This window comes from Streptomyces sp. SID12488 (genome assembly GCF_010548275.1).
Lineage (GTDB): Bacteria > Actinomycetota > Actinomycetes > Streptomycetales > Streptomycetaceae > Streptomyces.
Window position 1 is genome coordinate 101,286 of record NZ_JAAGLT010000003.1, and the last position, 25,942, is coordinate 127,227.

Annotated in this window: 20 protein-coding genes; 13 read left to right on the plus strand and 7 right to left on the minus strand. The window is 70.2% G+C overall.

Going from position 1 to position 25,942, the window contains the following annotated elements; translation table 11 throughout:
- Positions 1–10 precede the first annotated feature (10 nt).
- Positions 11–1,216, minus strand: a complete 1,206-nt coding sequence (locus G3I56_RS06600) for a methyltransferase domain-containing protein (RefSeq protein WP_164407931.1) — start codon at positions 1,214–1,216, stop codon at positions 11–13.
- 126 nt (positions 1,217–1,342) lie between these two features.
- Between G3I56_RS06600 and G3I56_RS06605 the strand changes: the two genes are divergently transcribed.
- Both G3I56_RS06605 and G3I56_RS06610 read left to right on the plus strand, forming a co-directional pair.
- On the plus strand, positions 1,343–2,269 hold the full coding sequence (locus G3I56_RS06605; protein ID WP_164407932.1) for a polysaccharide deacetylase family protein: 927 nt from the start codon (positions 1,343–1,345) through the stop codon (positions 2,267–2,269).
- Positions 2,266–3,066, plus strand: a complete 801-nt coding sequence (locus tag G3I56_RS06610; RefSeq protein WP_164407933.1) for a polysaccharide deacetylase family protein — start codon at positions 2,266–2,268, stop codon at positions 3,064–3,066. Before G3I56_RS06605 ends, G3I56_RS06610 begins: the two co-directional genes overlap by 4 nt.
- A 42-nt stretch (positions 3,067–3,108) precedes the next feature.
- On the opposite strand, the gene G3I56_RS06615 is transcribed toward G3I56_RS06610, so the two are convergent.
- Positions 3,109–3,777 carry a hypothetical protein gene (locus G3I56_RS06615; RefSeq protein ID WP_164407934.1) on the minus strand — a complete coding sequence of 223 codons (669 nt, stop codon included), beginning with the start codon at positions 3,775–3,777 and terminating at the stop codon, positions 3,109–3,111.
- Positions 3,778–4,032: 255 nt separating this feature from the next.
- On the opposite strand from G3I56_RS06615, the gene groES reads away from it, so the two are divergent.
- Both groES and groL read left to right on the plus strand, forming a co-directional pair.
- A complete protein-coding gene (gene groES / locus G3I56_RS06620) occupies positions 4,033–4,341 on the plus strand; it encodes a co-chaperone GroES (RefSeq protein ID WP_006377800.1) in 309 nt (102 codons plus the stop codon).
- A 121-nt stretch (positions 4,342–4,462) separates the two neighbouring features.
- Positions 4,463–6,088 (plus strand): chaperonin GroEL, encoded by a 1,626-nt coding sequence (groL, locus tag G3I56_RS06625; protein ID WP_164407935.1) that lies wholly within the window; start codon positions 4,463–4,465, stop codon positions 6,086–6,088.
- Between the two features lie 126 nt (positions 6,089–6,214).
- On the opposite strand, the gene G3I56_RS06630 is transcribed toward groL, so the two are convergent.
- The 3 genes from G3I56_RS06630 to G3I56_RS06640 form a co-directional block, all read right to left on the minus strand.
- Positions 6,215–6,922: an ester cyclase gene (locus G3I56_RS06630; protein WP_164407936.1), complete on the minus strand. Its 708-nt coding sequence runs from the start codon at positions 6,920–6,922 to the stop codon at positions 6,215–6,217.
- Positions 6,923–7,015: 93 nt separating this feature from the next.
- Positions 7,016–7,789 (minus strand): SDR family oxidoreductase, encoded by a 774-nt coding sequence (locus tag G3I56_RS06635; RefSeq protein WP_164407937.1) that lies wholly within the window; start codon positions 7,787–7,789, stop codon positions 7,016–7,018.
- A 122-nt stretch (positions 7,790–7,911) separates the two neighbouring features.
- A complete protein-coding gene (locus tag G3I56_RS06640) occupies positions 7,912–8,574 on the minus strand; it encodes an MOSC domain-containing protein (RefSeq protein WP_164408192.1) in 663 nt (220 codons plus the stop codon).
- Positions 8,575–8,710: 136 nt separating this feature from the next.
- Between G3I56_RS06640 and G3I56_RS06645 the strand changes: the two genes are divergently transcribed.
- Positions 8,711–9,610, plus strand: a complete 900-nt coding sequence (locus G3I56_RS06645) for a LysR family transcriptional regulator (protein WP_164407938.1) — start codon at positions 8,711–8,713, stop codon at positions 9,608–9,610.
- Positions 9,611–9,640: 30 nt separating this feature from the next.
- Here G3I56_RS06645 and G3I56_RS06650 read toward each other — a convergent pair whose 3' ends face one another.
- A complete protein-coding gene (locus G3I56_RS06650) occupies positions 9,641–9,970 on the minus strand; it encodes a WhiB family transcriptional regulator (protein WP_105972818.1) in 330 nt (109 codons plus the stop codon).
- Positions 9,971–10,372: 402 nt separating this feature from the next.
- Here G3I56_RS06650 and G3I56_RS06655 point away from each other — a divergent pair, with 402 nt between their 5' ends.
- The 4 genes from G3I56_RS06655 to G3I56_RS06670 all read left to right on the plus strand — a co-directional run bounded on the left by G3I56_RS06655 (position 10,373) and on the right by G3I56_RS06670 (position 14,737).
- Positions 10,373–10,984, plus strand: a complete 612-nt coding sequence (locus G3I56_RS06655) for a response regulator transcription factor (RefSeq protein WP_003948568.1) — start codon at positions 10,373–10,375, stop codon at positions 10,982–10,984.
- A gap of 256 nt (positions 10,985–11,240) precedes the next feature.
- Positions 11,241–11,828, plus strand: coding sequence for a sigma-70 family RNA polymerase sigma factor (locus G3I56_RS06660; RefSeq protein WP_105972817.1), 588 nt, complete (start codon positions 11,241–11,243; stop codon positions 11,826–11,828).
- A gap of 165 nt (positions 11,829–11,993) precedes the next feature.
- Complete coding sequence (gene guaB, locus G3I56_RS06665) at positions 11,994–13,496, plus strand: IMP dehydrogenase (protein ID WP_164407939.1); 1,503 nt, start codon at positions 11,994–11,996, stop codon at positions 13,494–13,496.
- A gap of 116 nt (positions 13,497–13,612) precedes the next feature.
- A complete protein-coding gene (locus G3I56_RS06670; RefSeq protein WP_164407940.1) occupies positions 13,613–14,737 on the plus strand; it encodes a GuaB3 family IMP dehydrogenase-related protein in 1,125 nt (374 codons plus the stop codon).
- Between the two features lie 559 nt (positions 14,738–15,296).
- Here the strand turns inward: G3I56_RS06670 and G3I56_RS06675 are convergent.
- A complete protein-coding gene (locus G3I56_RS06675) occupies positions 15,297–16,505 on the minus strand; it encodes a nucleotide sugar dehydrogenase (protein WP_164407941.1) in 1,209 nt (402 codons plus the stop codon).
- A 295-nt stretch (positions 16,506–16,800) separates the two neighbouring features.
- Between G3I56_RS06675 and G3I56_RS06680 the strand changes: the two genes are divergently transcribed.
- The 4 genes from G3I56_RS06680 to G3I56_RS06695 all read left to right on the plus strand — a co-directional run bounded on the left by G3I56_RS06680 (position 16,801) and on the right by G3I56_RS06695 (position 25,911).
- Positions 16,801–18,507 carry a glycerol-3-phosphate dehydrogenase/oxidase gene (locus G3I56_RS06680; RefSeq protein WP_164322935.1) on the plus strand — a complete coding sequence of 569 codons (1,707 nt, stop codon included), beginning with the start codon at positions 16,801–16,803 and terminating at the stop codon, positions 18,505–18,507.
- A gap of 379 nt (positions 18,508–18,886) precedes the next feature.
- Positions 18,887–21,073: a serine/threonine-protein kinase gene (locus G3I56_RS06685; protein WP_164408193.1), complete on the plus strand. Its 2,187-nt coding sequence runs from the start codon at positions 18,887–18,889 to the stop codon at positions 21,071–21,073.
- A gap of 152 nt (positions 21,074–21,225) precedes the next feature.
- Positions 21,226–24,123: a protein kinase gene (locus G3I56_RS06690; protein ID WP_164407942.1), complete on the plus strand. Its 2,898-nt coding sequence runs from the start codon at positions 21,226–21,228 to the stop codon at positions 24,121–24,123.
- 129 nt (positions 24,124–24,252) lie between these two features.
- A complete protein-coding gene (locus G3I56_RS06695; protein WP_164408194.1) occupies positions 24,253–25,911 on the plus strand; it encodes a serine/threonine-protein kinase in 1,659 nt (552 codons plus the stop codon).
- Positions 25,912–25,942 lie beyond the last annotated feature (31 nt).

Sequence of the window (25,942 nt, forward strand, 5' to 3'; positions counted from 1 at the left end):
CGCAGACAAATCACTGCCCAACCCGCGGAGCGCTCCGCACGGGATGCCCAACAAGCATCGCCGGCGCCCCCGCCACCCGAGTAAGAAAAACCGTCGCCGAATTAGCCCCCCGAGGCTTCACCATCTTCCGGAGCTCCTCGGGCTCTACAGCCGACCCCCGCTTCTTCACGGTCAGCACTCCGACCCCCCGCTCCCGCAGCAATGCCTTCAACTTCTTCACCCCGAAAGGCAGTTGATCGGTGATCTCGTACGCGGAGGCATGCGGAGTAACCCGCAGCTCATCCGCCGTCACATAGGCGATCGTCTCGTCGACGAGCCCCCCACCGACCTCCTCGGCCATCTCAGCCACCAGATGCGCCCGAATGACGGCACCGTCGGGCTCGTACAAGTACCGCCCCATCGAACGCACTTGAGGATCCGGCAGCCCCCGCCCCACCAGAACACGCGGCCCGGGCAGCAGAGTTGCCCGCACGACCCCCGGCTCGGTCCCGAACCACAGCACCGCTTCCTTCACGTCCCCGCCGTCCGAGATCCACTCGGCCCCGGCGTCGGCGGGAATCGCCTCGTGCGGCACACCGGGGGCGATCTTCAGCGCGGCCAGCGGAGCCTTCCGCGCCGCCTCCACGGCCCACGACAACGGCGGTGAGTACGCCTCGGGATCGAAGATCCTCCCGCGCCCCCCGCGCCGCCCCGGATCGACGAACACGGCGTCGTACGAGGACGTATCGACGTCGGTGACATCCGCCTCCCGTACCTCCACCAGATCCCCGATGCCCAGCGCCTCGACGTTCGCGCGCGCGGCGGCGGCCGTGAGCGGATCCCGGTCCACGGCGAGGACACGGATCCCGGCCCGGGCGAGCGCGAGGGCATCGCCCCCGATCCCGCAGCACAGGTCGGCGACGGAGGTCACGCCCAACTCCCTGAACCGGCCCGCCCGGTACGCGGCCACGCTCGCCCGCGTCGACTGCTCGACCCCGTTCGGCGTGAAGAACATCCGCCCGGCGTCCTCGGCACCGAACTTCGCCACCGCCCGCTGCCGCAACCGTTCCTGCCCGAGGGCCGCCGAGACCAGTTCGGCGGGGTGCGCGCGGCGCAGCCGGGTGGCGACGGCCAGTTCACGGGCCGGCTCGGTACCGCGCACCTCGTCGAGAAGGGCGCGGCCCTCCGGGGTGAGGAGGGCGGCGAAGGCGGAGAGGGATGCGGCGAGGTCGTTCACCGGGTCATTGTGGGCCAGCCGGTGGACGGTGTGCCTCCGGCGGCGGTGTCGGCCACCTTCCTCGGTCCCGTCCTGGGAAGATCCGGCACCATGCGATCAGTAGGACAAAAATACAAAAACCGGTCAATGGTCCGTGCCGGGATCGCCGCGCTCACCGTGGCCGCCCTCGCCTCCGGCTGCGCGGAAAGCACCGCGGGAGGCGGCACGGAAGGTGGCACGGCAGGCGGCGCCCCGCCGAAGAACGTCCGCCCCGCCCCCGGCCAGGAACTGCGCCTGAACGCACCCCCGGCGCGGGCTCTCGACGCGTACGCCCAGAAGCTGCGCCGTGCCTACGCGGCCCGCGCGGCCACGGCCAAACGCTGGGGCCTGACCGAGCCCCCGCTGACCGCGCCCCCGCCTCCTGCCCGCAAACCACACCTCACCACCCGCAAGGGCTTCGAGGTGGACGACCACGAGGAACGCGGCCTGCCACCCGTCTTCACCACCATCCCGACCCGCGACAAAATCGTCTTCCTCACGATCGACGACGGCGCCGAGAAGGACCCGGCGTTCCTTCGCATGATGAGCGAACTGAGGATCCCGTACACCGCCTTCCTCAGCGACTACCTGGTCAAGGAGGACTACGGCTACTTCAGGAAGATGCGCGACCTGGGCGTCGTACTCAACAACCACACCCTCCGCCACCGTTACCTGCCCGCCCTCTCCTACGAACGCCAGAAGACCGAGATCTGCGGCATGCAGGACGTGATCAAGAAGCGGTACGGCACCCGCCCGACCCTCTTCCGGCCGCCCTACGGCAACTACAACGAGGACAGCCTGCGCGCCGCCAAGTCGTGCGGCGTGAAGCACGTACCCCTCTGGAACGAGGAGGTCTTCGCCGACCACTGGGACTACCGAGAGTGGGACCGGGACATCCACCCCGGCGACATCGTCCTCAGCCACTTCCGCGGCAAGGGCGACGGGAAGGGCACGATGCCCGACATGGTCCGCCGCTTCATGAAGCTCGTCACGGCCAAGGGGTACGCGGTGGCCCGTCTGGAGGACTACCTGTGACCGCGCGCCCACTGGCCGCCGCCGCACTCGCCGCCGCGCTCCTGGCGGCGACCGTCACCGGCTGCGCCCAGTCCGTGGACCCCATCGAACGACTCGGCAGAAAGGCGGCCCACGCGGCCCGGCAGGCGGCCCGCACGGACTCCCCGGCCGTCGACGCGCACGCGTACCGCCGCTGGGGCCTGTCGTCCCCCGTACCCCTGGCCCCGCCCCCGTCGCCCCGCCCCCGGATCCACGCGGCAGGCCCCGGCCTGCCCCCGGTCGTCGACCACGTCCCGACCCACGACAAGGTCGTCTTCCTCACCTACGACGACGGCGCCGAACGCGACCCCCGGTTCGTCGACCTGGTCCGCGAACTGCGCCTCCCGGTCAGCATGTTCCTCACGGACAGCGTCGTGGGCCCGGGCTACGCCCACTTCGCCCGCCTCCGCGAGGTCGGCGCGAACGTCCAGAACCACACCCTGGACCACCAGTCCCTCCAAGGCCTGCCGTACGCCGGCCAGCGCGCCGAGATCTGCGGCCAGCAGGACAAACTCCGGGAACGCTTCGGCCTCCGCCCCCGCCTCTTCCGCCCGCCCTACGGCACCTACGACACGACGACCCTCAGGGCGGCCGGGGACTGCGGGGTCTCGGCGGTGGTCCTGTGGACCGAGGGGGAGCGCCTCCGGGCGGGCGACATCCTCCTGGTGGGCCCGGACGACGACCTGGACGGCCCGCCACTGGTCGAGCGGACGGTGAGGCTGCTCCGCGAGATCCAGGAGAGAGGGCTGAGCGTGGGCCGCCTGGAGGACTACCTCTGATGTCCGGGGACGAGTCGGCCCAAGGGGTGGCCCAGGGGAGACCTACTGGCCGGTCGCCGGGGCGACGACCAACTCGGTCTCCGGGTCGTGGCCGGGGTCATGGCCCTGGTTTGTCTGCGGAGGGCCGGCGACGATCATGGTGGCCCGGGCCCACGGCTGTTCGCGCAGCATGAACGGCAGTTCCTCCAGCAGCCAGTTCGCCACGTGCTCCCGCTGCGCGGGGGAGTCACCGTCGCGGACGGCCGACAGGCGCTCCTGCTCGTCGAGGTCGCCCTGCATCCACACCGAGGCGTCCAGCCATGGGGAGAGCTCCTCGCGGATGATGCCCGTGCCCTCGACCCAGACGAAGTCGGCACCGGCGGGAACGGTGATCGATCTGGGCCGGTCGTGGGCGATCCAGGCGGCAGGGCGGAAGTCCACCGCCTCACCCCGGTGCAGGGGCCGCAGGATGTTCTCGACGAGCACGGCGCCCCAGTCGAAGCAGGCGTGGTTCCAGGCGATGTCGTCGGTGTGCACGACGGCGGAGCCGGGCGCCGCGCCGCGCAGCCGCTCGGCCAGGGTCGTCTTGCCGGCGCCTCCCCGGCCGTCGATCGCGATCACCCGAGGACGTCCGGTGACGCCGGGCGCCGCGTCGCACAGCTGCCGGACGGCCTCGAGCACGGCCACCGCGCGCCAGCCAACAGCCTCGGTCTCACCTGGACGTAGACGCATCGAATCCCTGCCTCCAAACCCTGGCCCCGACCCGCTTCACCGCGCCCCACGAGCACCGGAAACCACGCGCGACCGACGACAGGATTGGCACTCCGCTTGACCGAGTGCTAATCGCAGTCATAGTCTCAGGTCTGGCACTCCCCACTGGAGAGTGCCAATAGCGACGGGCAGGTCCGGCACCCGCGACGACGGATCCACCTGGTCGCCACCTCAGACAGTTAACCCCGTGAGATCTCCGAAGGGGGAGGTCGGATCGTGACGACCACCAGCTCCAAGGTTGCCATCAAGCCGCTCGAGGACCGCATTGTGGTCCAGCCGCTCGAAGCTGAGCAGACCACGGCCTCTGGCCTGGTCATCCCGGACACCGCCAAGGAGAAGCCCCAGGAGGGCGTCGTCCTGGCTGTTGGCCCGGGCCGCTTCGAGAACGGCGAGCGGCTTCCGCTCGACGTGAAGACCGGCGACATCGTGCTGTACAGCAAGTACGGCGGCACCGAGGTGAAGTACAACGGCGAGGAGTACCTCGTCCTCTCGGCTCGCGACGTGCTCGCGATCGTAGAGAAGTAATTCACCCGGTTTTACCAGCATTGCAGTGAACTGTGCCCCTGGCCCCCGCGACTCTCAACAAGCCGGGTGCTGGGGGCGCGGTTCGTTCACCCAAGTTTTCCGAGAGGGCTGAACCGCTCCTATGGCGAAGATCCTGAAGTTCGACGAGGACGCCCGTCGCGCCCTTGAGCGCGGCGTCAACAAGCTTGCCGACACTGTCAAGGTGACGATCGGCCCCCGGGGCCGCAACGTCGTCATCGACAAGAAGTTCGGCGCTCCCACCATCACCAACGACGGCGTCACCATCGCCCGCGAGGTCGAGCTCGACGACCCGTTCGAGAACCTCGGCGCCCAGCTGGTGAAGGAGGTGGCGACCAAGACCAACGACATCGCGGGTGACGGTACGACCACCGCCACCGTGCTGGCCCAGGCGCTCGTCCGCGAGGGCCTGAGGAACGTCGCCGCCGGCGCCTCCCCGGCCGCCCTGAAGAAGGGCATCGACGCGGCGGTCAAGGCTGTGTCCGAGGAACTCCTCGCGACCGCCCGCCCGATCGAGGAGAAGTCCGACATCGCCGCCGTGGCCGCGCTCTCCGCGCAGGACACGCAGGTCGGCGACCTCATCGCCGAGGCGATGGACAAGGTCGGCAAGGACGGTGTCATCACCGTCGAGGAGTCCAACACCTTCGGCCTGGAGCTGGAGTTCACCGAGGGCATGGCCTTCGACAAGGGCTACCTGTCCCCGTACATGGTGTCCGACCAGGAGCGTATGGAGGCCGTCCTCGACGACCCGTACATCCTGATCCACCAGGGCAAGATCGCCTCCATCCAGGACCTGCTGCCGCTGCTGGAGAAGGTCATCCAGACCAACTCCTCCAAGCCGCTGCTGATCATCGCCGAGGACGTCGAGGGCGAGGCCCTGTCGACCCTGGTCGTGAACAAGATCCGCGGCACCTTCAACGCGGTCGCGGTCAAGGCCCCCGGCTTCGGCGACCGCCGCAAGGCGATGCTCGGCGACATGGCCGCGCTCACCGGCGCCGAGGTCATCGCCGAGGAGGTCGGCCTCAAGCTCGACCAGGTCGGCCTCGACGTGCTGGGCACCGCCCGCCGCGTCACCATCTCGAAGGACGACACGGTCATCGTCGACGGCGGCGGCGACAGTGGCGCCGTGACCGGCCGCGTCAACCAGATCAAGGCCGAGATCGAGAACACCGACTCGGACTGGGACCGCGAGAAGCTCCAGGAGCGCCTCGCGAAGCTGGCCGGCGGCGTGTGCGTGATCAAGGTCGGCGCCGCCACCGAGGTGGAGCTGAAGGAGAAGAAGCACCGTCTCGAGGACGCCATCTCCGCGACCCGCGCCGCGGTCGAAGAGGGCATCGTCTCCGGTGGTGGCTCCGCGCTCGTCCACGCCGTGAAGATCCTCGAGGGCAACCTCGGCAAGACCGGCGACGAGGCGACGGGTGTCGCGGTCGTCCGCAAGGCCGCCGTCGAGCCGCTGCGCTGGATCGCCGAGAACGCCGGCCTGGAGGGTTACGTCATCACCGCCAAGGTCGCCGAGCTCGACAAGGGCCAGGGCTTCAACGCCGCGACCGGCGAGTACGGCGACCTGGTCAAGCAGGGCGTCATCGACCCGGTCAAGGTCACCCGCTCTGCCCTGGAGAACGCGGCCTCGATCGCCTCCCTCCTCCTCACGACCGAGACCCTGGTCGTCGAGAAGAAGGAAGAGGAAGAGCCGGCCGCCGGTGGACACGGCCACGGCCACTCCCACTGAGCAGGCAGCTCACGCAGCACGAAGAAACCCCCCGTTCCTGGCTGGAACGGGGGGTTTCTCCCTTCGCGGGCGGTCAGATGATCCCCTTACGCACGCACCCCAACGACTCTGCCCTTCTGCTCCTCGCTACTGCTCCAACGAGTCCAGCGCCCCGAGCTGTCCCATCAGCCCCAGCCGGTCGTACTCCCACCAGCCCTCGACGATCTTCCCGTCGGTGTCGAACCGGTGGATGGTGGTCCCGGTCATCGAGGCCTTCCTGCCACTGCTGGGAATCCCCATGAAGTCGCCCCGCTGGGTGCCGTTCCACGTCCAGCGGGTGCAGACCCGGTCGCCCTGGGCGATCTGGTCGTGCACGGTGAACGCGAAGTCGAAGCCCTCGCGCCACATCTGCATCTCGCGCCGGGCCGCGTCCAGCCCGACGACATCCTGCTCGTTGGACGGGTCGTGGTCGTGGTAGCTCTCCACGAACAGGTCGTTGAGCGGGGGCAGTTCACCATGCGTGGCGATCACCTCGAAGAACCGCCGCGCGGTGTCCGCGCACAACTGCTCGTCCCGCACCACGTCCAGATCCGTGAACGTCGGCATCTCGTCGCACAGGGCGGCCATCTCCCGCGAGATCCTGTCGGTCTCGGGAAGGTTCGAGTTCCGCATCGCCTCCTCGTACGACGGGAACTCCACGATCTCGATGAAGTGCGATGAGTCCGAGAGATCCTTGCCGACCAGCGTGTGCGTCGCGCTCCGCTTGCCCCTGGTCTGTTCGACCCAGGTGTCCATCAGCCGGTTCATCTCGTCGAACCGACTGGTCTTGCAGTCAATCAGCTGTACGAATGTCATGGCGCCGCCTCCGGCCCCCCTGCGTCCGGTACCTCTCTCCATACTCCCACCGGAGCAGCGACACCACCTCTTCCACCAAGACCGGTACAGGTCTCACTGAGGCCCGTACTTCCGCCCGGTCTTCGACGAGATCCCGCCCAGCAGTGCCCTGGGCGTCACCTTCACCACGCCCATCAGCGCCTTGTAACGCGGGTCCGGAATCGACAGGGACTTGCCCCGGGCCAGATCGGCGAGCGCCGACGCGACCAGCTTGTCCGCGTCCAGCCACATCCAGTTCGGGATGTTGTCGGTCCCCATCCCGGCGCGCTCATGGAACTCCGTACGCACGAAACCGGGAGCCAGCGCCATCAGCCGCACCCCGCTCCCCGCCAGGTCCTTCGCCGCGCCCTGCGTGAACTGCACGACCCAGGCCTTCGACGCCCCGTACGTACCGCGCGGTACGAAGGCGGCGACGGACGCTACATTGACGACACCCCCGCGCCCCCGCTCCCGCATGGCATCGGCCGCGGCACCGGTCAGCCGCAGCACCGCCTCGCAGTGCACCTTGAGCATCCTCAGTTCGTCCGCCATCGACACGTCGAGATAGCGGCCCTTGTTGCCGAAGCCGGCGTTGTTGACCAGCAGGTCGACGGGATTCTTGCGGTCACCGAGACGATCGGCCACCGCCTCGATGCCGGCGTCTGTCGCGAGGTCGGCGCTCAGCACCTCCGCCTCGATGCCGTGCCGGTCGTGCAGTTCGGTCGCCTGCTCACCGAGCCGCTTGGCGTCGCGCGCCACCAGGACGAGGTTGTGGCCGTCGGCAGCCAGCCGCCGCGCGAACGCGGCACCGATTCCCGCGGTCGATCCCGTAATCAGAGCCGTTGTCATGGCGCAAGATTAGTGACCCCGACTGTGCTCGTCCGCCCTCCTGCACGCTCCCTCCCGATCGTGAAGGCCCCGCGCGGGACCTTCACGCAATCCCTTGCCGGCAGCCGTGCCGCCGCCGCCCGTCAGCCGTACTTCTCCACATACTCGCGAACCGTCGCCGCCGCCTCCGAATGCAGCGCCGCACCGGCCGTGAGCAGCCGTGGCAACAATGCCCGCTCGGTCGTCAGCGCCCGGAAGTACAGGGCGACCGTCACGTCGTGGTCCGGCCGGTGCACGATGTCCACCGGGTCGCCCGCCCGTATCGCGCCCGGCTCGATCACCCGCAGATAGGCGCCCGGCGCACCCCGCTCCGTGAACCGCTTCACCCACCGTTTCTCACCCAGATGGCCCTGAAACGTCACGCAGGGGATACGCCCGCTGGTGACCTCGAGGACCACCTCGGACCCGATCCGCCAGCGCTCGCCGATCAGCGCGCCCGACACGTCAAGGCCCCGGGTGGTGACGTTCTCGCCGAACATCCCGTGGCGCAGCGGGCGGCCCAACTCGCGCTCCCACTCGTCGAGATCCTCGCGCGCGACCGCGTACACCGCCTGTTCGTCACCGCCGTGGTGCTGCTTCGAGCACACCGTGTCCCCGGCCAGACCGCTGCCGCCGATTCCCTTGGGCCCGGGCGCCGAGACCCGAACCGGCCCGTCCACCGGCCGCTTGTCGATACCGGTGCCCTGCGGATGATCCGTGTACGGCACGGACCGCCCACTACCCACGTTTACGGACAACACCTTCATCACAGCACTCGCCCCCGTAGTCGTCACTTCGACACCACATCCAGATTCATGCCTACGACCACACGCTAAGTCACTTCTCCCCAAAGTGTCGACGCATTATTCGCCAACATCCCCAAGTTTCACTTATGCTCGAAAAATGATCGAAGCCCGTCATCTCCGTGTCCTGCGTGCCGTGGCCACCACCGGCTCCTTCTCGGCGGCGGGCCGTGAACTGGGTTGCACCCAGCCCGCCGTGAGCCAGCAGATGAAAGCCCTGGAAGCCTCGGTCGGCACCCCGCTGCTCATCCGCAGCGGGCGCGAGATGCGACTGACCCAGGCGGGCGAGGCCCTGGTGCGACACGCGGCCGGCATCCTCTCGGGGCTCACGGCGGCGGAGGAGGAGGTCGCGGCGATCGCCGGTCTGCGGGCGGGCCGGGTCCGGCTGGTCTCCTTCCCCAGTGGCAGCTCCACCCTCGTCCCGACAGCCCTGGCCGCCCTGCGGGCCGCCCACCCCGGCACCCGGGTCTCCCTGGAGGAGGCCGAACCCCCGCACTCCGTCGAAATGTTGCGCCAGGGCGACTGCGACGTGGCCCTCGCCTTCCGGTACGAGGGCGCGGCCGGCGCCGGTGAGTGGGACGACCTGGTGGTCCGCCCCCTCCTCACCGACCGGCTCGTCGGCCTCGTACCCGAAGGTCACCGGCTGTCCCGCGCCGAGTCGGTCGCCCTCGGCGAACTCGCCACCGAGTCGTGGATCGCCGGCTGCCCGCGCTGCCGGGGTCAGCTCGTCGAGGCCTGCGAGAGCGCGGGCTTCACCCCTCGTATCGACTTCGCGACCGACGACTACCCCGCGGTGATCGGCCTGGTGGGCGCGGGTCTCGGCGTCGCGGTCCTGCCCCAGCTCGCCATCGAGTCCGTACGGCCGCGGGGCGCGCGCACGGTGGCGCTGGAGCCGGCGGTACGGCGGGAGATCGTCGCGCTGACCCTGCCCGACCTGGCGCAGGTGCCGGCGGTGGCGGCGACGCTGGATCAGCTGGCGGTGGCGGCGACGCGGGCCTGACGCGGGCCCGGCCCGGGAAGAAACGTTCCTTCAGTTGTTCGAACCGAGGTCCCCGCCACCGGCCGACGCCGACACCAGCCGGTTGCGCGCCCGTCCCATCAGCTCTTCGCGTTCGTCCTCGGTCAACCCGCCCCACACGCCGTAGGGCTCGCGCACCGCCAGTGCGTGCGCCGCGCACTGCGCGCGGACCGGGCATCTCATGCAGACCTCCTTGGCCGAGTTCTCGCGAGCGCTCCGTGCCGCACCGCGCTCTCCTTCCGGGTGGAAGAAGAGCGAGCTGTCGACCCCACGGCAGGCCGCGAGGAGCTGCCAGTCCCAGAGGTCCGCGTTCGGACCGGGAAGGCGGGAGAAATCTGCCATTGCGTGTCCCCTTGTTGCCGTTCTGGGCTGAGTTGGTGCCACTGACCGTACAACTACGATCTAAGGAGATGAAAATATGACTCATTGCGAATCTAGCCTCAGACACCAATAAAAGGGAAGAAAAACGGCTGAATGGGGCATAGGTTGTGTTGAAAGCTTGAGGGTCTGTCGCGCATGTCTGCACCGTGTGCGGGCCCTCACGTAGAGTGCCGAAGACGACACACGGCCCCGTAACTCTTTCGAGTGACCATCGTTGAGAGTGCGAGGCGGTTGGAGGGACAAGCGCTCGAACGGGCGGCAGTACCCACTGCCGGGAAATTCGGTCGAGCGTCAACCGCACAGGTGACGATATGTACCAGCCTGGAGGCTCAAGGTGACGCGCATCAGCTGCGGAGGGCGGCCATGACATCCGTCCTCGTCTGCGACGACTCCCCGCTTGCCCGAGAGGCGCTCCGCCGCGCGGTCGCGACCGTGCCCGGTGTCGAGCGCGTGACCACGGCGGCCAACGGCGAGGAAGTCCTCCGCCGCTGGGGTGCCGACCGTTCGGACCTGATTCTGATGGACGTACGCATGCCCGGTCTGGGCGGCGTCGAGACGGTCCGGCGGCTGTTGTCCGCCGACCCCGGAGCACGCATCATCATGCTCACCGTCGCCGAGGACCTGGACGGCGTGGCGCTCGCCGTCGCCGCCGGTGCCCGCGGCTATCTGCACAAGGACGCCTCGCGCGCCGAACTGCGGGCCACGGTGACGCAGGCACTGGCCGACCCGACCTGGCGGCTCGCGCCGCGCAGGCTGCGCTCGGCCGAGATGGGCGCCGCGCCCACGCTCACCGCGCGCGAGATCCAGGTCTTGGAAGGCATGAGCCACGGCCGGTCGAACGCGGAGATCGGACGCGAACTGTTCCTCTCCGAGGACACGGTGAAGACGCACGCCAGGCGCCTGTTCAAGAAGCTCGGCGCCTCGGACCGGGCGCACGCGGTGGCGCTCGGTTTCCGGTGGGGTCTGGTCCGTTAAGTGGACCTCACCGGGGGTGGAGAAGTCCCCGCCCACCGCAAGGTGGGCGGGGGTCGGAAAACGGCCCGCCGGGTGCCCGCTCCTCGTTTCGGCGCGGATGCCGCATCCTTGAGGTGTGGAGTTCCTCGGGGACAAGTCGGTCGAGCGGAAGGGGAGGGCGCAGGAGATGAGTTCCGGCGCACCTGCTCATAACGCTTCGGTGCACAACAACGGACGCGGTGCCACGGAGAGAGCGGCGCCAAGGCACCATGGTCCGATGCGTGACGACGAGGCGGCTTATGCCCATGGGGTGATTGGTGGTCTCGTCCACCGCGCCGTCGACGGGGACGAGCAGGCAACGCATGACCTGCTCGCCCATGTACACCCCCTCGCCCTGCGCTACTGCCGCACCCGGCTGTCCCGACTGCCGGGCGACGCGCGGCACTTCGTGGAGGACCTGGCGCAGGAGGTCTGCGTCGCCGTACTCCTCGCCCTGCCGCGCTACCGCGACACCGGACGTCCGTTCGAGGCGTTCGTCTTCGCGATCGCCGCGCACAAGGTCGCCGACCTCCAGCGCGCCGCGATGCGCCACCCGGGTTCGACGGCGGTCCCCTCGGACGAGATGCCGGAACGCCCGGACGACTCCCTGGGTCCGGAGGAACGTGCCCTCCTCAGCAGCGACGCCGAGTGGGCCAAGAAACTCATGGCCAACCTCCCCGAGAACCAGCGCGAACTGCTCCTGCTGCGCATCGCCGTGGGCCTCACCGCAGAGGAGACGGGCCAGATGTTGGGAATGTCACCCGGCGCGGTGCGCGTGGCCCAGCATCGCGCGCTGAGCAGACTCCGGGCGCTGGCGGAGCAGTAAGGGCCACGGCTTTCAGGCCCCCATTCCGCCATCCGGGTGAACAACGGGGCGCTCGACTCCGTACGAACATACGAAGCCCCGGAACAGCTCGCACCGTGGAATTCGGGACCCGTGCTTCCCGTTAGCATGGACATCCGCACCGATCAAGGCTTTGGGGAAGGTGTCATGACTGCGAACGTCGACGGAGTGCCCGCCAAATTTGCGACACTCGGGCTGACCTACGACGACGTGCTGCTGCTGCCGGGCGCGTCCGAAGTGCTGCCCAACGCTGTCGACACCTCGTCCCTCATCTCCCGCAACGTCCGCGTCAACATCCCGCTGCTCTCCGCGGCGATGGACAAGGTGACCGAGTCGCGTATGGCGATCGCCATGGCCCGGCAGGGCGGCGTGGGCGTGCTGCACCGCAACCTCTCCATCGAGGACCAGGTCAACCAGGTCGACCTCGTGAAGCGCTCCGAGTCCGGCATGGTCACCGACCCGATCACGGTGAACCCGGACGCGACGCTGGGTGAGGCCGACGCGCTGTGTGCCAAGTTCCGCATCAGCGGCGTCCCGGTGACGGACGGCAACGGCAAGCTCCTCGGCATCGTCACCAACCGCGACATGGCCTTCGAGACCGACCGCTCGCGTCAGGTCCGCGAGGTCATGACGCCGATGCCGCTGGTCACCGGCAAGGTCGGCATCTCCGGCACCGAGGCCATGGAACTGCTGCGCCGCCACAAGATCGAGAAGCTTCCCCTGGTCGACGACTCCGGTCTCCTCAAGGGCCTGATCACGGTCAAGGACTTCGTCAAGGCCGAGAAGTACCCGAGTGCCGCCAAGGACTCCGAGGGTCGGCTGCTGGTCGGCGCGGCCGTCGGTGCCAGCCCCGAGGCGCTCGAGCGCGCCCAGGCGCTCGCCGAGACGGGCGTGGACTTCCTGGTCGTCGACACCTCGCACGGGCACAACAGCAACGCCCTGAGCTGGATGTCGAAGATCAAGTCGAGCGTCCACGTCGACGTGATCGGCGGCAACGTGGCCACGCGTGACGGCGCCCAGGCCCTGATCGACGCGGGCGTCGACGGCATCAAGGTGGGCGTCGGCCCCGGCTCCATCTGCACCACCCGCGTGGTCGCCGGCATCGGCGTACCGCAGGTGACGGCCATCTACGAGGCGGCCCTCGCGGCCCGCGTCGCCGGTATCCCGGTGATCGGTGACGGTGGCCTGCAGTACTCCGGCGACATCGGCAAGGCGCTCGCCGCCGGCGCCGACTCCGTGATGCTCGGCAGCCTGCTGGCGGGCTGCGAGGAGTCCCCGGGCGAGCTGCAGTTCATCAACGGCAAGCAGTTCAAGTCGTACCGCGGCATGGGCTCGCTGGGCGCCATGCAGTCGCGCGGCCAGGGGAAGTCGTACTCCAAGGACCGCTACTTCCAGGCCGACGTCGGCTCCGACGACAAGCTCGTCCCCGAGGGCATCGAGGGCCAGGTGCCCTACCGCGGTCCGCTGGCCAACGTGCTGCACCAGCTCGTCGGCGGTCTGCGCCAGACGATGGGGTACGTGGGTGCCGCCACCGTCGGTGAGATGGAGACCAAGGGCCGCTTCGTCCGCATCACGTCGGCGGGGCTCAAGGAGAGCCACCCGCACGACATCCAGATGACGGTCGAGGCGCCCAACTACAGCCGCAAGTAGGCGCGAGCAGTAGCCGGACGTGCGAGGGGCGGTCCCGGAGGTACTCCGGGACCGCCTTCGTCGTGCCCGTCGGGGATACTGGGAGGCGCAGAACCAAGGATGGAAAGGCCACACACGTGACTGAGATCGAGATCGGGCGCGGCAAGCGCGGCCGTAGGGCGTACGCCTTCGACGACATCGCCGTCGTCCCGAGCCGTCGTACGCGCGACCCGAAGGAGGTCTCGATCGCCTGGCAGATCGACGCCTACCGCTTCGAGCTGCCCTTCCTGGCGGCACCCATGGACTCAATCGTCTCCCCGGCCACCGCGATCCGCATCGGCGAGCTGGGCGGCCTCGGCGTCCTGAACCTCGAAGGCCTCTGGACGCGGTACGAGGACCCGCAGCCGCTGCTCGACGAGATCGCCGAGCTGGACGTGGACACCGCGACGCGCCGCCTCCAGGAGATCTACGCGGCTCCCATCAAGGAGGAGCTGATCGGCGCGCGCATCAAGGAGGTGCGCGACTCGGGCGTGGTCACCGCGGCGGCGCTCTCCCCGCAGCGCACGGCCCAGTTCTCCAAGGCGGTCGTCGACGCGGGCGTGGACATCTTCGTCATCCGCGGTACGACGGTCTCCGCGGAGCACGTCTCCGGTGCCGCCGAACCGCTGAACCTGAAGCAGTTCATCTACGAACTGGACGTCCCGGTGATCGTCGGCGGCTGCGCCACGTACACCGCGGCCCTGCACCTGATGCGCACCGGTGCGGCCGGCGTGCTCGTCGGCTTCGGCGGCGGCGCCGCGCACACCACGCGCAACGTGCTCGGTATCCGAGTCCCGATGGCCACCTCGGTCGCCGATGTGGCCGCCGCCCGCCGCGACTACATGGACGAGTCCGGCGGCCGGTACGTGCACGTGATCGCGGACGGTGGCGTCGGCTGGTCCGGCGACCTCTCCAAGGCCATCGCCTGCGGCGCCGACGCCGTGATGATGGGTTCCCCGCTGGCCCGCGCCACGGACGCACCCGGCAAGGGCCACCACTGGGGCATGGAGGCCGTCAACGAGGAGCTGCCGCGCGGCAAGAAGGTCGACCTCGGCACGGTCGGCACGATCGAGGAGGTCCTCATGGGCCCCTCGCACATCCCCGACGGGTCGATGAACTTCTTCGGCGCCCTGCGCCGCGCCATGGCCACCACCGGCTACAGCGACCTCAAGGAGTTCCAGCGCGTCGAGGTGACGGTGGCGGACTCGACGCATATGCGATGAGGTGACATGACGCTGCGCTTGGCTTGAGCGCAGGGTGGGGCCCGGTTACCCGTGGGGGTGGCCGGGCCCTTTTGGCTGCCCGGAGCGGGGGCGCGTGGTGCGGGGCACGGGCGCGCGCTTGCGTTCGGGGCGGATACGGGCTGGTCAGGGGGGTCGCGGGCGGTAGCGTCCCTCTTGGCGACCTGCTGTCTGGGCCGCCCCCTTCCTAGGAGCGCGAATCCGGACCCCATGACCCGGGGGCCCGGCCCCGAGCTCCAGTTGGACCGTCCACCGGGCTACTGGGCGGCGTCATGGAAGGGGGCGCGCTCATGGGCCGTCACCGCAAACCCACCCGCTGGGATCGCATTCGGCTTCGGCTGGTGAAGTTCCGGAGGAGGTGCCTTTTGCGGACCTACGGTTGGTGAGCGGCCACCCCTATAGACACTAGGGGTGGACACTCGATCACCAACAGGAGCCTGCCGCAGTACCCGCTGCGGTGGGCTCCACCTGTTTCCACGCTACCGGCGCGGGGAGCCGCTCGCCACCATCCCTGGAGCCCGCCGCGTCCCACGCGCCCCCTTCACAAGCGATGCGCCGCCCCCGTAGGCGTAGCCCCCCGCGTGTCCAGCAGCAGCTGCGCCTTCACCGACAAGCCCTGGAGGTCGTACGTGCGGTGTTGCTGGAGGAGGATCGTCAGGTCGGCGTCGGCCGCCGCCTCGTAGAGGGAGTCCGCGCGCGGGAGAGGGCGGTCCAGGACACTCCAGGACGGGACGTGGGGGTCGTGGTAGCTGACTGAGGCGCCCAGTTCCATCAGGCGGATCGCGATCTCCTGGGCGGGGGAGCCCTGTTGGTCGGCGAGGTCGGGCTTGTAGGTGACGCCCAGGAGCAGTACGCGGGCGCCTCGGGCCGACTTGCCGTGCTCGTTCAGGAGCGTGGCCGCGCGCTGGATGACGTACTGGGGCATGTGGTTGTTGACCTGCTGGGCGAGTTCCACCATGCGCAGGGTGCGGCCGGTGTGGCCCCGCAGGTCCTGGGGAGTGGCGTGGCCGCCGACGCCGGGGCCCGGGCGGAAGGCCTGGAAGCCGAACGGCTTGGTCTCGGCGCAGCGGATGACGTCCCACAGGTCGACGCCCAGGTCGTGGCAGAGGACGGCCATCTCGTTGACGAGCGCGATGTTGACGTGCCGGAAGTTGGTCTCCAGGAGCTGCACGGTTTCCGCTTCCCGGGGTCCACGCGCGCGTACGACCTTGTCGGTGAGCCGGGCGTAGAAGGCGGCGGCCGATTCGGTGCAGGCGGGGGTGAGGCCGCCGATGACCTTCGGGGTGTTGGAGGGGGTGAAGTCGCGGTTGCCGGGGTCGACGCGGCTGGGGGAGTAGGCGAGGTGGAAGTCGCGGCCCGCCTGCAGTCCGGAGCCCTCTTCGAGGAGGGGGCGCAGGAACTCCTCCGTCGTGCCCGGCTGCACGGGCGACTCCAGGATCACCGTGGTGTGCGGGCGCAGGCGCGCGGCCAGGGTGCGGGCGGCGGCCTCCACCTGGCTGAGGTCGAGCGTGCCGTCGGCGCCGCGCGGGGTGGGGGCGCAGATGACGGCGGTGCGTACACGGCCGAGTTCGGCGGGGCCCGCGGCCGTCCGGAAGCCTCCGGAGAGCATCCGGCGCAGTTCGGCGGCGGTCAGGGAACCGGCTTCCGGGCCGGTTTTGTACCCGAGAGTGGGGATGCCGGCGGCGACGGCGGCCTGGGCCAGCGGCAGGCCGAGATGTCCGAGTCCGATGACGGCGAGATCTGCGGGCATGCGTGGGCCGTCCTTCCCAGTAGCCGAAGCGGGACAGGTGCGCAAGCCCTGTGGACAGAACGAGCGAGCGCAATGTCAGACTAGGAGTAAATATGACCGATATGCGTGATTGGGTGGGCGAGTTTCCACAGGTGTTTCTGTGTGGGTTGTCCACAGGCTGAGGGCGGGTGGTGGCCGAAGTCGGGCAACCCGGTCAGAATTCGGGCAGGGGAATCGGGCAGGTGCATCTGTACGGCGGGACACAGTCGGCCAGCCGTACAGAAGCGGCCGGCGCGACCGACAGCAGGAGGCAGCGATGAGGACAGCGGCACTGGGACCGGCGCAGCGTGCCGAGTCACTGGCAGCAATGGCCGAGCGTGAGCTGGACGTGCTGGTGGTGGGCGCGGGCGTGGTCGGTGCGGGCACCGCGCTCGACTCCGTGACCCGGGGCCTGTCCACGGGCCTGGTGGAGGCCCGTGACTGGGCGTCGGGCACGTCGAGCAGGTCCAGCAAGCTCATTCACGGCGGCCTGCGCTATCTGGAGATGCTCGACTTCGCCCTCGTGCGGGAGGCGTTGAAGGAACGAGGGCTGTTGCTGGAGCGGCTCGCTCCGCACCTGGTGAAGCCGGTGGCGTTCCTGTATCCGCTTCAGCACCAGGGCTGGGAGCGGCTGTACGCCGGGGCGGGCGTCGCGCTCTACGACGCCATGTCGATGGCCCGCGGGCACGGGCGGGGCCTGCCGCGGCACCGTCACCTGAGCCGCCGTCACGCCCTGCGTGTGGCGCCCGCCTTGAAGAAGGACGCGCTGGTCGGAGCGTTGCAGTACTACGACGCGCAGATGGACGACGCCCGCTTTGTGGCCACCCTGGTGCGCACGGCGGCGGCGTACGGCGCCAAAGTCGCCAACCGCGCGCGGGTGACCGGCTTCCTGCGCGAGGGGGAGCGGGTCGTGGGCGCCCGGGTGCAGGATGTCGAGGGCGGCGGGGAGTACGAGATCCGTGCCCGGCAGATCGTCAACGCCACCGGGGTGTGGACCGATGACACCCAGGGGATGGTCGGTGAGCGCGGCCAGTTCCACGTCCGGGCGTCCAAGGGCATCCATCTGGTCGTGCCCAAGGACCGGATCCACTCGACGACCGGACTGATCCTGCGCACCGAGAAGTCCGTGCTGTTCGTGATCCCCTGGGGCCGGCACTGGATCGTCGGGACGACGGACACCGACTGGGACCTCGACAAGGCCCACCCGGCCGCGTCCAGCGCCGACATCGACTATCTGCTGGAGCACGTGAACTCGGTGCTCGCGGTGCCCCTGACGAGGGACGACGTCCAGGGCGTGTACGCGGGCCTGCGGCCTCTGCTCGCCGGTGAGTCCGATGCCACCAGCAAGCTGTCGCGCGAGCACACCGTGGCGCACCCGGTGCCGGGCCTGGTGGTCGTGGCGGGCGGCAAGTACACGACGTACCGGGTGATGGCGAAGGACGCGGTCGACGCGGCGGTGCACGGGCTCGACCAGCGGGTCGCCGAGTGTGTGACGGAGGACGTGCCGCTGCTGGGCGCCGAGGGATACCGCGCGCTGTGGAACGCCCGGGCGCGGACGGCCGCGCGCACCGGCCTGCACGTGGTGCGCGTGGAACACCTGCTCAACCGGTACGGCTCACTGGCGCAGGAGGTCCTCGATCTGATCGCCGCGGACTCCTCGCTCGGCGAGCCGCTGCAGTCGGCGGAGGACTATCTGCGGGCAGAGGTCGTGTACGCGGCCTCGCACGAGGGGGCGCGGCATCTGGACGACGTGCTGACGCGGCGGACCCGGATCTCGATCGAGACGTTCGACCGGGGGACACGCAGTTCCCGTGAGGCGGCGGAGTTGATGGCGCCCGTCCTCGGCTGGGACAAGGACCAGATCGAGCGTGAGGTCGAGCACTACGACAAGCGGGTGGAGGCGGAGCGTGAGTCGCAGCGCCAGCCCGACGACCTGACGGCGGACGCCGCGCGGCTGGGTGCGCCGGACATCGTGCCGCTCTGACACCTCCACAACTCCCGGTCGCGAACCGTGGGTTTCGGACCGCGGCGGCTTCCCGGCCACATGTCTCGAACTCTTGATCGTCACTCGAACGAGTGTCGTGAGCTGGGATCTTTGCCCGGCACCCGTCCGTTCTACGGGGTGCGCGGGCAGAACTCGGCGGCGAACGGGGCCGGTTCGGGGCCGGGGTCCGCGCTCGCGTCCGTGTTCATTCGGGAAGGGGGGGAAGACAGTGACAGCAGGTCGGACGGCGGATCGCCTGCTTCACGCGGTCGCCCTTCCCACAGGCCGCCGTCCGTCCCGAAGGGCACCCGGGGCATCGGCCGGTTGTCGGGTGAGGGACAATGGAGGCTCTGTCAGGGCGGGTTGCATGAGGGGACGCATGTCGGAGGCGGAGCGGGCGGGAGCATCCCGTCAGGACAGGAGTGAGCGTCTCCTCGCCGGGCGGTACCGGCTGGGAGGAGTCCTCGGCCGCGGTGGCATGGGTACCGTCTGGCGGGCGGAGGACGAGACCCTCGGCCGGACGGTCGCCGTCAAGGAGCTGCGGTTCCCGGGCAGCATCGACGAGGAGGAGAAGCGGCGGCTGATCACGCGGACGCTGCGCGAGGCCAAGGCAATCGCACGGATCCGCAACAACAGCGCCGTGACCGTCTTCGACGTGGTCGAGGAGGACGACCGGCCGTGGATCGTGATGGAACTCGTCGAGGGCAAGTCGCTCGCCGAGGCCATCCGTGAGGACGGGCTGCTGGAGCCGCGGCGCGCCGCCGAGGTGGGCCTCGCGATTCTCGACGTGCTCAGGTCCGCGCACCGCGAGGGCATCCTGCACCGCGACGTGAAGCCGTCGAACGTGCTGATGTCCGAGGACGGCCGGGTCGTCCTCACCGACTTCGGTATCGCGCAGGTCGAGGGCGACCCGTCGATCACCTCGACCGGAATGCTCGTCGGCGCGCCCTCCTACATCTCGCCGGAGCGGGCCCGAGGCCACAAGCCCGGCCCGGCCGCCGACCTCTGGTCGCTCGGCGGCCTGCTGTACGCGTCGGTCGAGGGTGTGCCGCCGTACGACAAGGGTTCGGCCATAGCGACGCTGACCGCCGTGATGACGGAGCAGCTGGAGGAGCCGAAGAACGCGGGTCCGCTGAGGGACGTGATCTACGGGCTGCTCACCAAGGATCCCGCCAAGCGGCTCGACGACGCCGGTGCGCGCACGATGCTCAACGCGGTGATCCACGCGCCCCAGGCCAAACCGGCCGAGCCGGAGCCCCTGGACGCCACGAAGGTCGTGCCTTTGCCGGTCGTCCCCGGCAGCAACAAGCGGGCGGACAAGGCTGCGGAGAGCGGGAGTTCCTCCAACTCGGGCTCCGGGGGCAAGCGGGGCGAGGACGCCGGCGAGCGGTTCCGGGGTGCGTTCCGGTCTGTGAAGAAGGCGGCCGTCGCGGCGGGTGCCGGGGGGGGGGCGGCGGTTCGGACGAAGTCCGCCGACTCTGCTGACTCCGCCGTGGCTCCCGGGGCTTCCGGGGCCGGAAGGACGGCGGGGGCTGCGGTCTCCGAGACCGCGGTTTCCGGGAGTGTGGCTTCCGCCGGTGTGGCGGAAGGGGCTGCGAAGAGCGGCGGTGCGGGGGAACCCGGGAAGCCGGCCGGGGGCGCTGCTGAGGGAGCCGTTGTTCCCGGCGCTCGAGACGGTCAGGGTCGGGAGAGTGCGGCCCAGGGGGGTAACGCCGGTACCGCCGGCCGGAGTTCGGGGTGGCCCGTGGTGCCGCCGCCGGATCTGCCGCCCCGGTCGGTGCCCAGGGCGCCGCTCACCGATGTGGTGCCGAAGCGCACGCTGGTCATCATCGCGGTGGTCGTCGCGGTCATCGTGCTCGGCGTGGTGCTTGCCCTCGTACTCGGGGGCGACGGCTCCAGCGATGATTCCGCTGACGGGGCGAAGAGCGGTGGGGACAAGGTGACGTCCACGTCCTCCGCCTCCGCCGAGACCAAGGAGGATAAGGGCGACAAGGAGGACAAGGGCGAGGGCGCCCGTGCGGACGGCGGGCAGAGTGCCGACGCCTCGAAGAGCGCGGAGGCAGGGACCGGTGCGGGCGCCGGAACCGGCCCGGGGAACTCGGCCAGTGCGTCGGCGAGTGCGCCCGGTGGGTCCGCGGGTGTGTCGACGCACAAGAATGGGCAGGGGTTCTCCATCGGACTGCCCGCCGGATGGAAGTACGAGTCCACGGGGGCCGCGGGAGCCCGGTTCGCGGGGCCTGACGGGCAGAAGTTGCTCGTCGGGTGGACCACCACGCCCAAGAGTGATCCCGTGGCGGACTGGAAGAACCAAGAGCGGTACATGACGCGTTCGCAGTACGACCGGATCCGAATAGAGAAGGTGGACTACCGCGGCTGGAACACGGCCGACTGGGAGTTCACCTACACGGACGGCGGGACGAAGTACCGGTCGGTGGACCGAGGGTTCGTGGTCGACGACCAACTCGGATATGGGCTCATGTACACGGCGAAAGCGTCCAATTGGGACAGTGGGCTGCGCAAGGAGACATGGCGGACCTTCACGGAGACGTTCGAGCCGAAATCGTGATGCCCGCGCTTCCGAGTTGAGGCCGTCAGATCTGGAATCCCCTCTTTGCGAGTTGACTCCGGCACGTATCGTGAGTGGTTGCGGACCGTACGCATGCAGAACGGGACGTAAGGCGAACGGAATTGAGCAGCCGGACGGTCGGGGGAGGCATCGTGGAGGAATATGCGGGGCGGGTACTCGCCGACCGCTACCGCCTGCCGCTGCCGTCGTCCGATGAGTTCGAACAGCCCGAGACCCGGGCCTTCGACACGTACAGCGGGCAGGAAGTCCTGGTCAGACAGGTTCCGTTGCCCGAGGTCGTCGAGGCTGAGGTGCTCGACGCGGACGGGCTGCCGGACGGTTTCGTGGCGAGGGACGGGCGTCGGGCGCGAGGCACCACCGCGCGGTCCGCGGCCACCCGCCGACCCAGCGATCCGACCGTAAGGCGTGCCATCGAGGCCGCGCAGGCCGCCGCGTCCATCCCTGATCACCCACGGCTCGACCAGGTCTTCGACGTGTTCGCGCAGGGTGGCTCGCTGTGGATAGTGAGTGAACTGGTGCCGGCCAGGTCACTGGAGTCGCTGCTCGCCGAGAAGCCGCTGACGCCGTACCGCGCGGCCGAGGTCGCCGCCGACGTCCTCATGGCCCTGCGGGTGCTGCACGCCCACGGTTGGGTGCACCGCAACATCACCGAGCGCACGGTGCTCGTCTGCGACGACGGGCGCGTGATGCTCACCGGGCTGGCGGCCGGGGCGGCGGAAGAGGCGCTGTGCGGATACGACCCGGTACCCGGCCGGGATACGCCGGGGGCGGCAGGTGCTCCGGAGGACGCGAAGGTCGTAGGGGGCGCGGGCACGGCAGTTGGTGCCCTGGGGGTTGGTGGCGGTGCCGGTCATTCCGGTGGGGGCGGGGGTTACGGGGTTGTCGGGGGTACGTTCGCCGGGGATTCCGGGGCGGACCCTGAGGCTGCCCGGCGTGCCGCCATCGAGGCGCGGACCGGTTCGGGTTCGGCGGGCGGTCGTGGCGGGGTCGGTGGGTACGGGCAGTCGGCGGGTGGGCCGGGCGTGGCGAGGCCGCAGGGTTTGACCGGCGGTGGGGTCGGCGGTCCGGGTCATTCCGGCGGGGGTTACGGGGTCGCCGGGGGTACGTTCGCCGGGGATTCCGGGGCGGATCCCGAGGCTGCCCGGCGTGCCGCCATCGAGGCGCGGAGCGGTGGAGGGGTGCCCGGGGCCGGCGTCGAGGGGCGCGACTCAGGCTCCGCCGGGGGTGAGCAGCGGGCGTTGGAGACCGGCGGGGACATCCGGGCGGCGCGGGCCGGAGCGATCGCCGCGTATCGGGCGGGAGCGCGTGCCGCGGCCCGGGTTCAGGAAGCCGAGCAGAGCGGGCGCACCGCGTTGCCCGGCGCCCGGCCTTCGATCGAGGCGGCCGGTGACACCGGTGGCGGTGGAAGCGCGTACGGCACCGGTGTGGAGCGGGGTCCGGCCACTCCGCCGCCGGGGCAGATCGCCGACCCCTACGGCGTGCGCAACGCGACCGCCTGGAACGCTGCTCCTCCCGCCCCCGCGACCGGGGTTGCCGGGTACACCGGACAGGCGCGTACCGCACTATCCGCCGGAGGAAGCGGTGCCGCGACGAGCGGGATCGCCGACAGCATTCCGCAGCAGCAGCCCCGCCCGCTCACTCACGCCCACGCCTACCCCGAGGACCAGCCCCCGCCGGCCGACCGTGCCTCCGGCCAGCCGCCGGGCGGTTGGGACGACAGGGCCGTCGCCGATGCCCCCAGGCGTGGGCCCGCCACCGCGCTGGCCGCCGAGCGGGCGCGGCAGGCCCGGATGTCTGTCGTCGGGGCGGTGACCGAGCGTTGGGCACCCGAGCAGGCCGGGCCCGTGCACGAGAACTGGCAGCTGGCCGCGCCGATCGGTCCCGCGACCGACCTGTGGGCGCTCGGCGCGCTGCTCTTCAGGGCCGTGCAGGGGCATGCGCCCTACCCCGAGGAGTCGACGGCCGAGCTGGTGCAGCTGGTGTGTGCCGAGCCGCCCGCCTTCGCGGAGGAGTGCGGGCCGCTCAGGCCCGTCGTGGAGTCGCTGCTGCGCCAGGACCCCACCGAGCGGCTCGACTTCGAGGAGCTGAACGGCTGGCTGCGCTCACTCGTCCGGTCGGCCCCGGAGCCGGAGGCCGGTGCGCATGTCATCGCCGCGCCGCCCACCGATCCGCGCCGGCTGCCGATCGTGCGGCGCCGGGGCGAGCTGGTGCGCAGGCGCCGGGCAGGGCTGCCCGCGACCGGTCGGCACAAGCGGGCCAGGCAGGAGCAGCGGGCGCCACGCAAGCTGGGCCGCAACCTGCTCCTCCTGATACTGCTCGTGCTGGCCGCGGCGATCGCGTACGCCATGTTCTTCATGCCGAAGGCGGGCAGTGACGGAGCGCAGGACGGGGAGCGGACCGGTTCCGGCGGAGAGGTGAGCGCGGCGCCGGAGCAGTCGGCCGACACCCCGGACTCGAGCAGTGAACCGCGGCCCGAGCAGACCTCGCCCGGCGGTGGAAAGGACAACAGCGCCTCCCCGTCGGCCAATTCGTCCTCGTCCTCGTCCGAGACGCCGCCGGCCGACGGCCCCGATGCCGCCGCCGGCTTCACCGTGCGCACCGACCCTGCGGGCTTCCGCGTCGCCGTCGCCGACGGCTGGGACCGGGCGGGCAAGAACGGGCGCGGCCAAGTCGTGTACTCGCACGGCTCGTTCCAGCTCATCGTCGTACCGGGCCGGGACACCACCAAGGCGTACGGCGCGGATCCGATGGCGTACCAGCGGGAGCGGGAGTACGAGTTGCAGCCGTTCCGCGACTCGACCTGGGCCACGTCCAGCGGGATGCGGACCATCGAGGTGGGCGGACGGACCATGGCCGAGGGGCAGTTCACCTGGCAGAACAGCTCCGGCAGCGAGGTGTTCGTACGCAATCTCGCGATAGTCGTCGGTGGCCGGTACCACGTGGTCCAGGTGCGCGGGCCGGAGGCCGAGCGGGACGAGGTGACCCGTCTGTACGAGCAGGCGGCGGCGACCTATCAGCCCACCGGCTGACCTTGAGGTCCGGCCCGACGGGCAGAACCGTCACAGTGGTGTCCCCGTAGGGGCCCCTGCGGTTCCCTCAGATGTGGGCGCTCCTTAGTCTTGCCCCTGACAAGAACATTGCGGGGAAACGTGAATCAGATGCAGGGTCAGCTCCTCGCGGGCCGCTACCGGCTCGTCGACGTCATCGGCAGCGGTGGCATGGGGCGGGTGTGGCGTGCGCACGACGAGCTGCTGCACCGTGCGGTCGCCATCAAAGAGCTGACGGCCGCGCTGTACGTGTCCGAGAGCGAACAGGCCGTCCTGCTCGCCCGTACCCGGGCCGAGGCGCGCGCGGCGGCGCGGATCAACCACTCCGCCGTCGTCACCCTGCACGATGTGCTCGACCACGACGGCCGGCCGTGGATCGTGATGGAACTCGTCGAGGGCAACTCGCTGGCCGACGAGGTCAAGGAGGCCGGACGCGTCGAGCCGCGCGAGGCCGCCCGGATCGGCCTGTGGGTGCTGCGCGCGCTGACCGCCGCGCACGCCGCCGGCGTACTGCACCGCGACGTCAAACCCGGCAACGTCCTTCTCTCCCAGGACGGCCGCGTCCTGCTCACCGACTTCGGGATAGCCCAGGTCGAGGGGGACACGACCATCACCCGGACGGGAGAGATCGTCGGGTCGGTCGACTACCTCGCTCCGGAACGGCTGCGCGGCGAGGATCCCGGACCGTCCTCCGACCTGTGGGCGCTCGGCGCCACGCTGTACACGGCCGTCGAGGGCCGGTCACCGTTCCGCCGCACCTCCCCGCTGACCACCATGCAGGCGGTTGTCGAGGACGAGCCCGCCGAGGCTCGGTACGCCGGTCCACTCGGGCCTGTGATCACAGCCCTGCTCCTCAAGGATCCCGCCGTACGGCCCGGAGCGGCCGAGGCCGAGCAGATGCTCGCGGAGGCGGCGGAGGGGCGACGGCCCCGCGTGGCCCAGCAGTTCGTGCCGACACAGCACGTCGGGTCGGTGCGGGTACCCGCGGAGGGAGAGGTCGGGACCTTCCGGATAGGCGGGGCGCCAGCGCCAGCGTCAGCGGCAAGGGCAGTCGGTTCCGACACGCCGCAGCAGGGGGTTGTCGTCGGTCCTCCCGCCCCGGGCCGGCCGCGGCGCCGGGGTCGCACGATCGCCCTTGTCGCCGCGCTGGTCGTGCTCGTCGGCGGGGGCGGAGTGGTGGCGCTGCACCAGTGGAACCAGAGGGCGTGGGACGCCGGTTCCGCGTCCTCGGCCGCTCCGTCCGACAGCGCCTCTGCCTCTGCCTCCACGTCTGCCTCCGCCTCTGCCACTCCTTCCGCCTCTGCCCCCTCCGTGGTGAAGGGCTGGGTGCGGGTCGACGATCCGGCCGGTTTCAGCCTTCCGCTGCCCGAGGGGTGGACGCGGAAGGAGGAGAACGGGCAGATCGACTACTCGCCCGACGGCGGCGAGCACTTCCTGCGTATCGCCATCGACGAGTCCCCGGACTTTGACGACTCCTACCTCCACCAGCTCGACCTGGAACAGCAGCTCAAGCGGCTCAGCGAGTACCGGAGGGTGAGCCTGGAGTCGAACGTCTACCGCGACCGAAAGGGCGCGCTCTGGGACTTCACCTGGACCGCCCTGGCCAAGGACTCGGAGTTCCCGGGGCCCCGGCGGGCCATCGAGCAGGCGTATCTCGGCCGGGACGGAGCCGAGTACGTGATCTACATGTCCGCTCCGGCGGCCGACTGGGCGACCGCGAGGGAGCAGTTCACAGCGGTGCTGCGAGGGTGGCGGCCAGGCTCCGGCTGACTGCGCACCCGCGCCCTGCGGGCCTTGTACG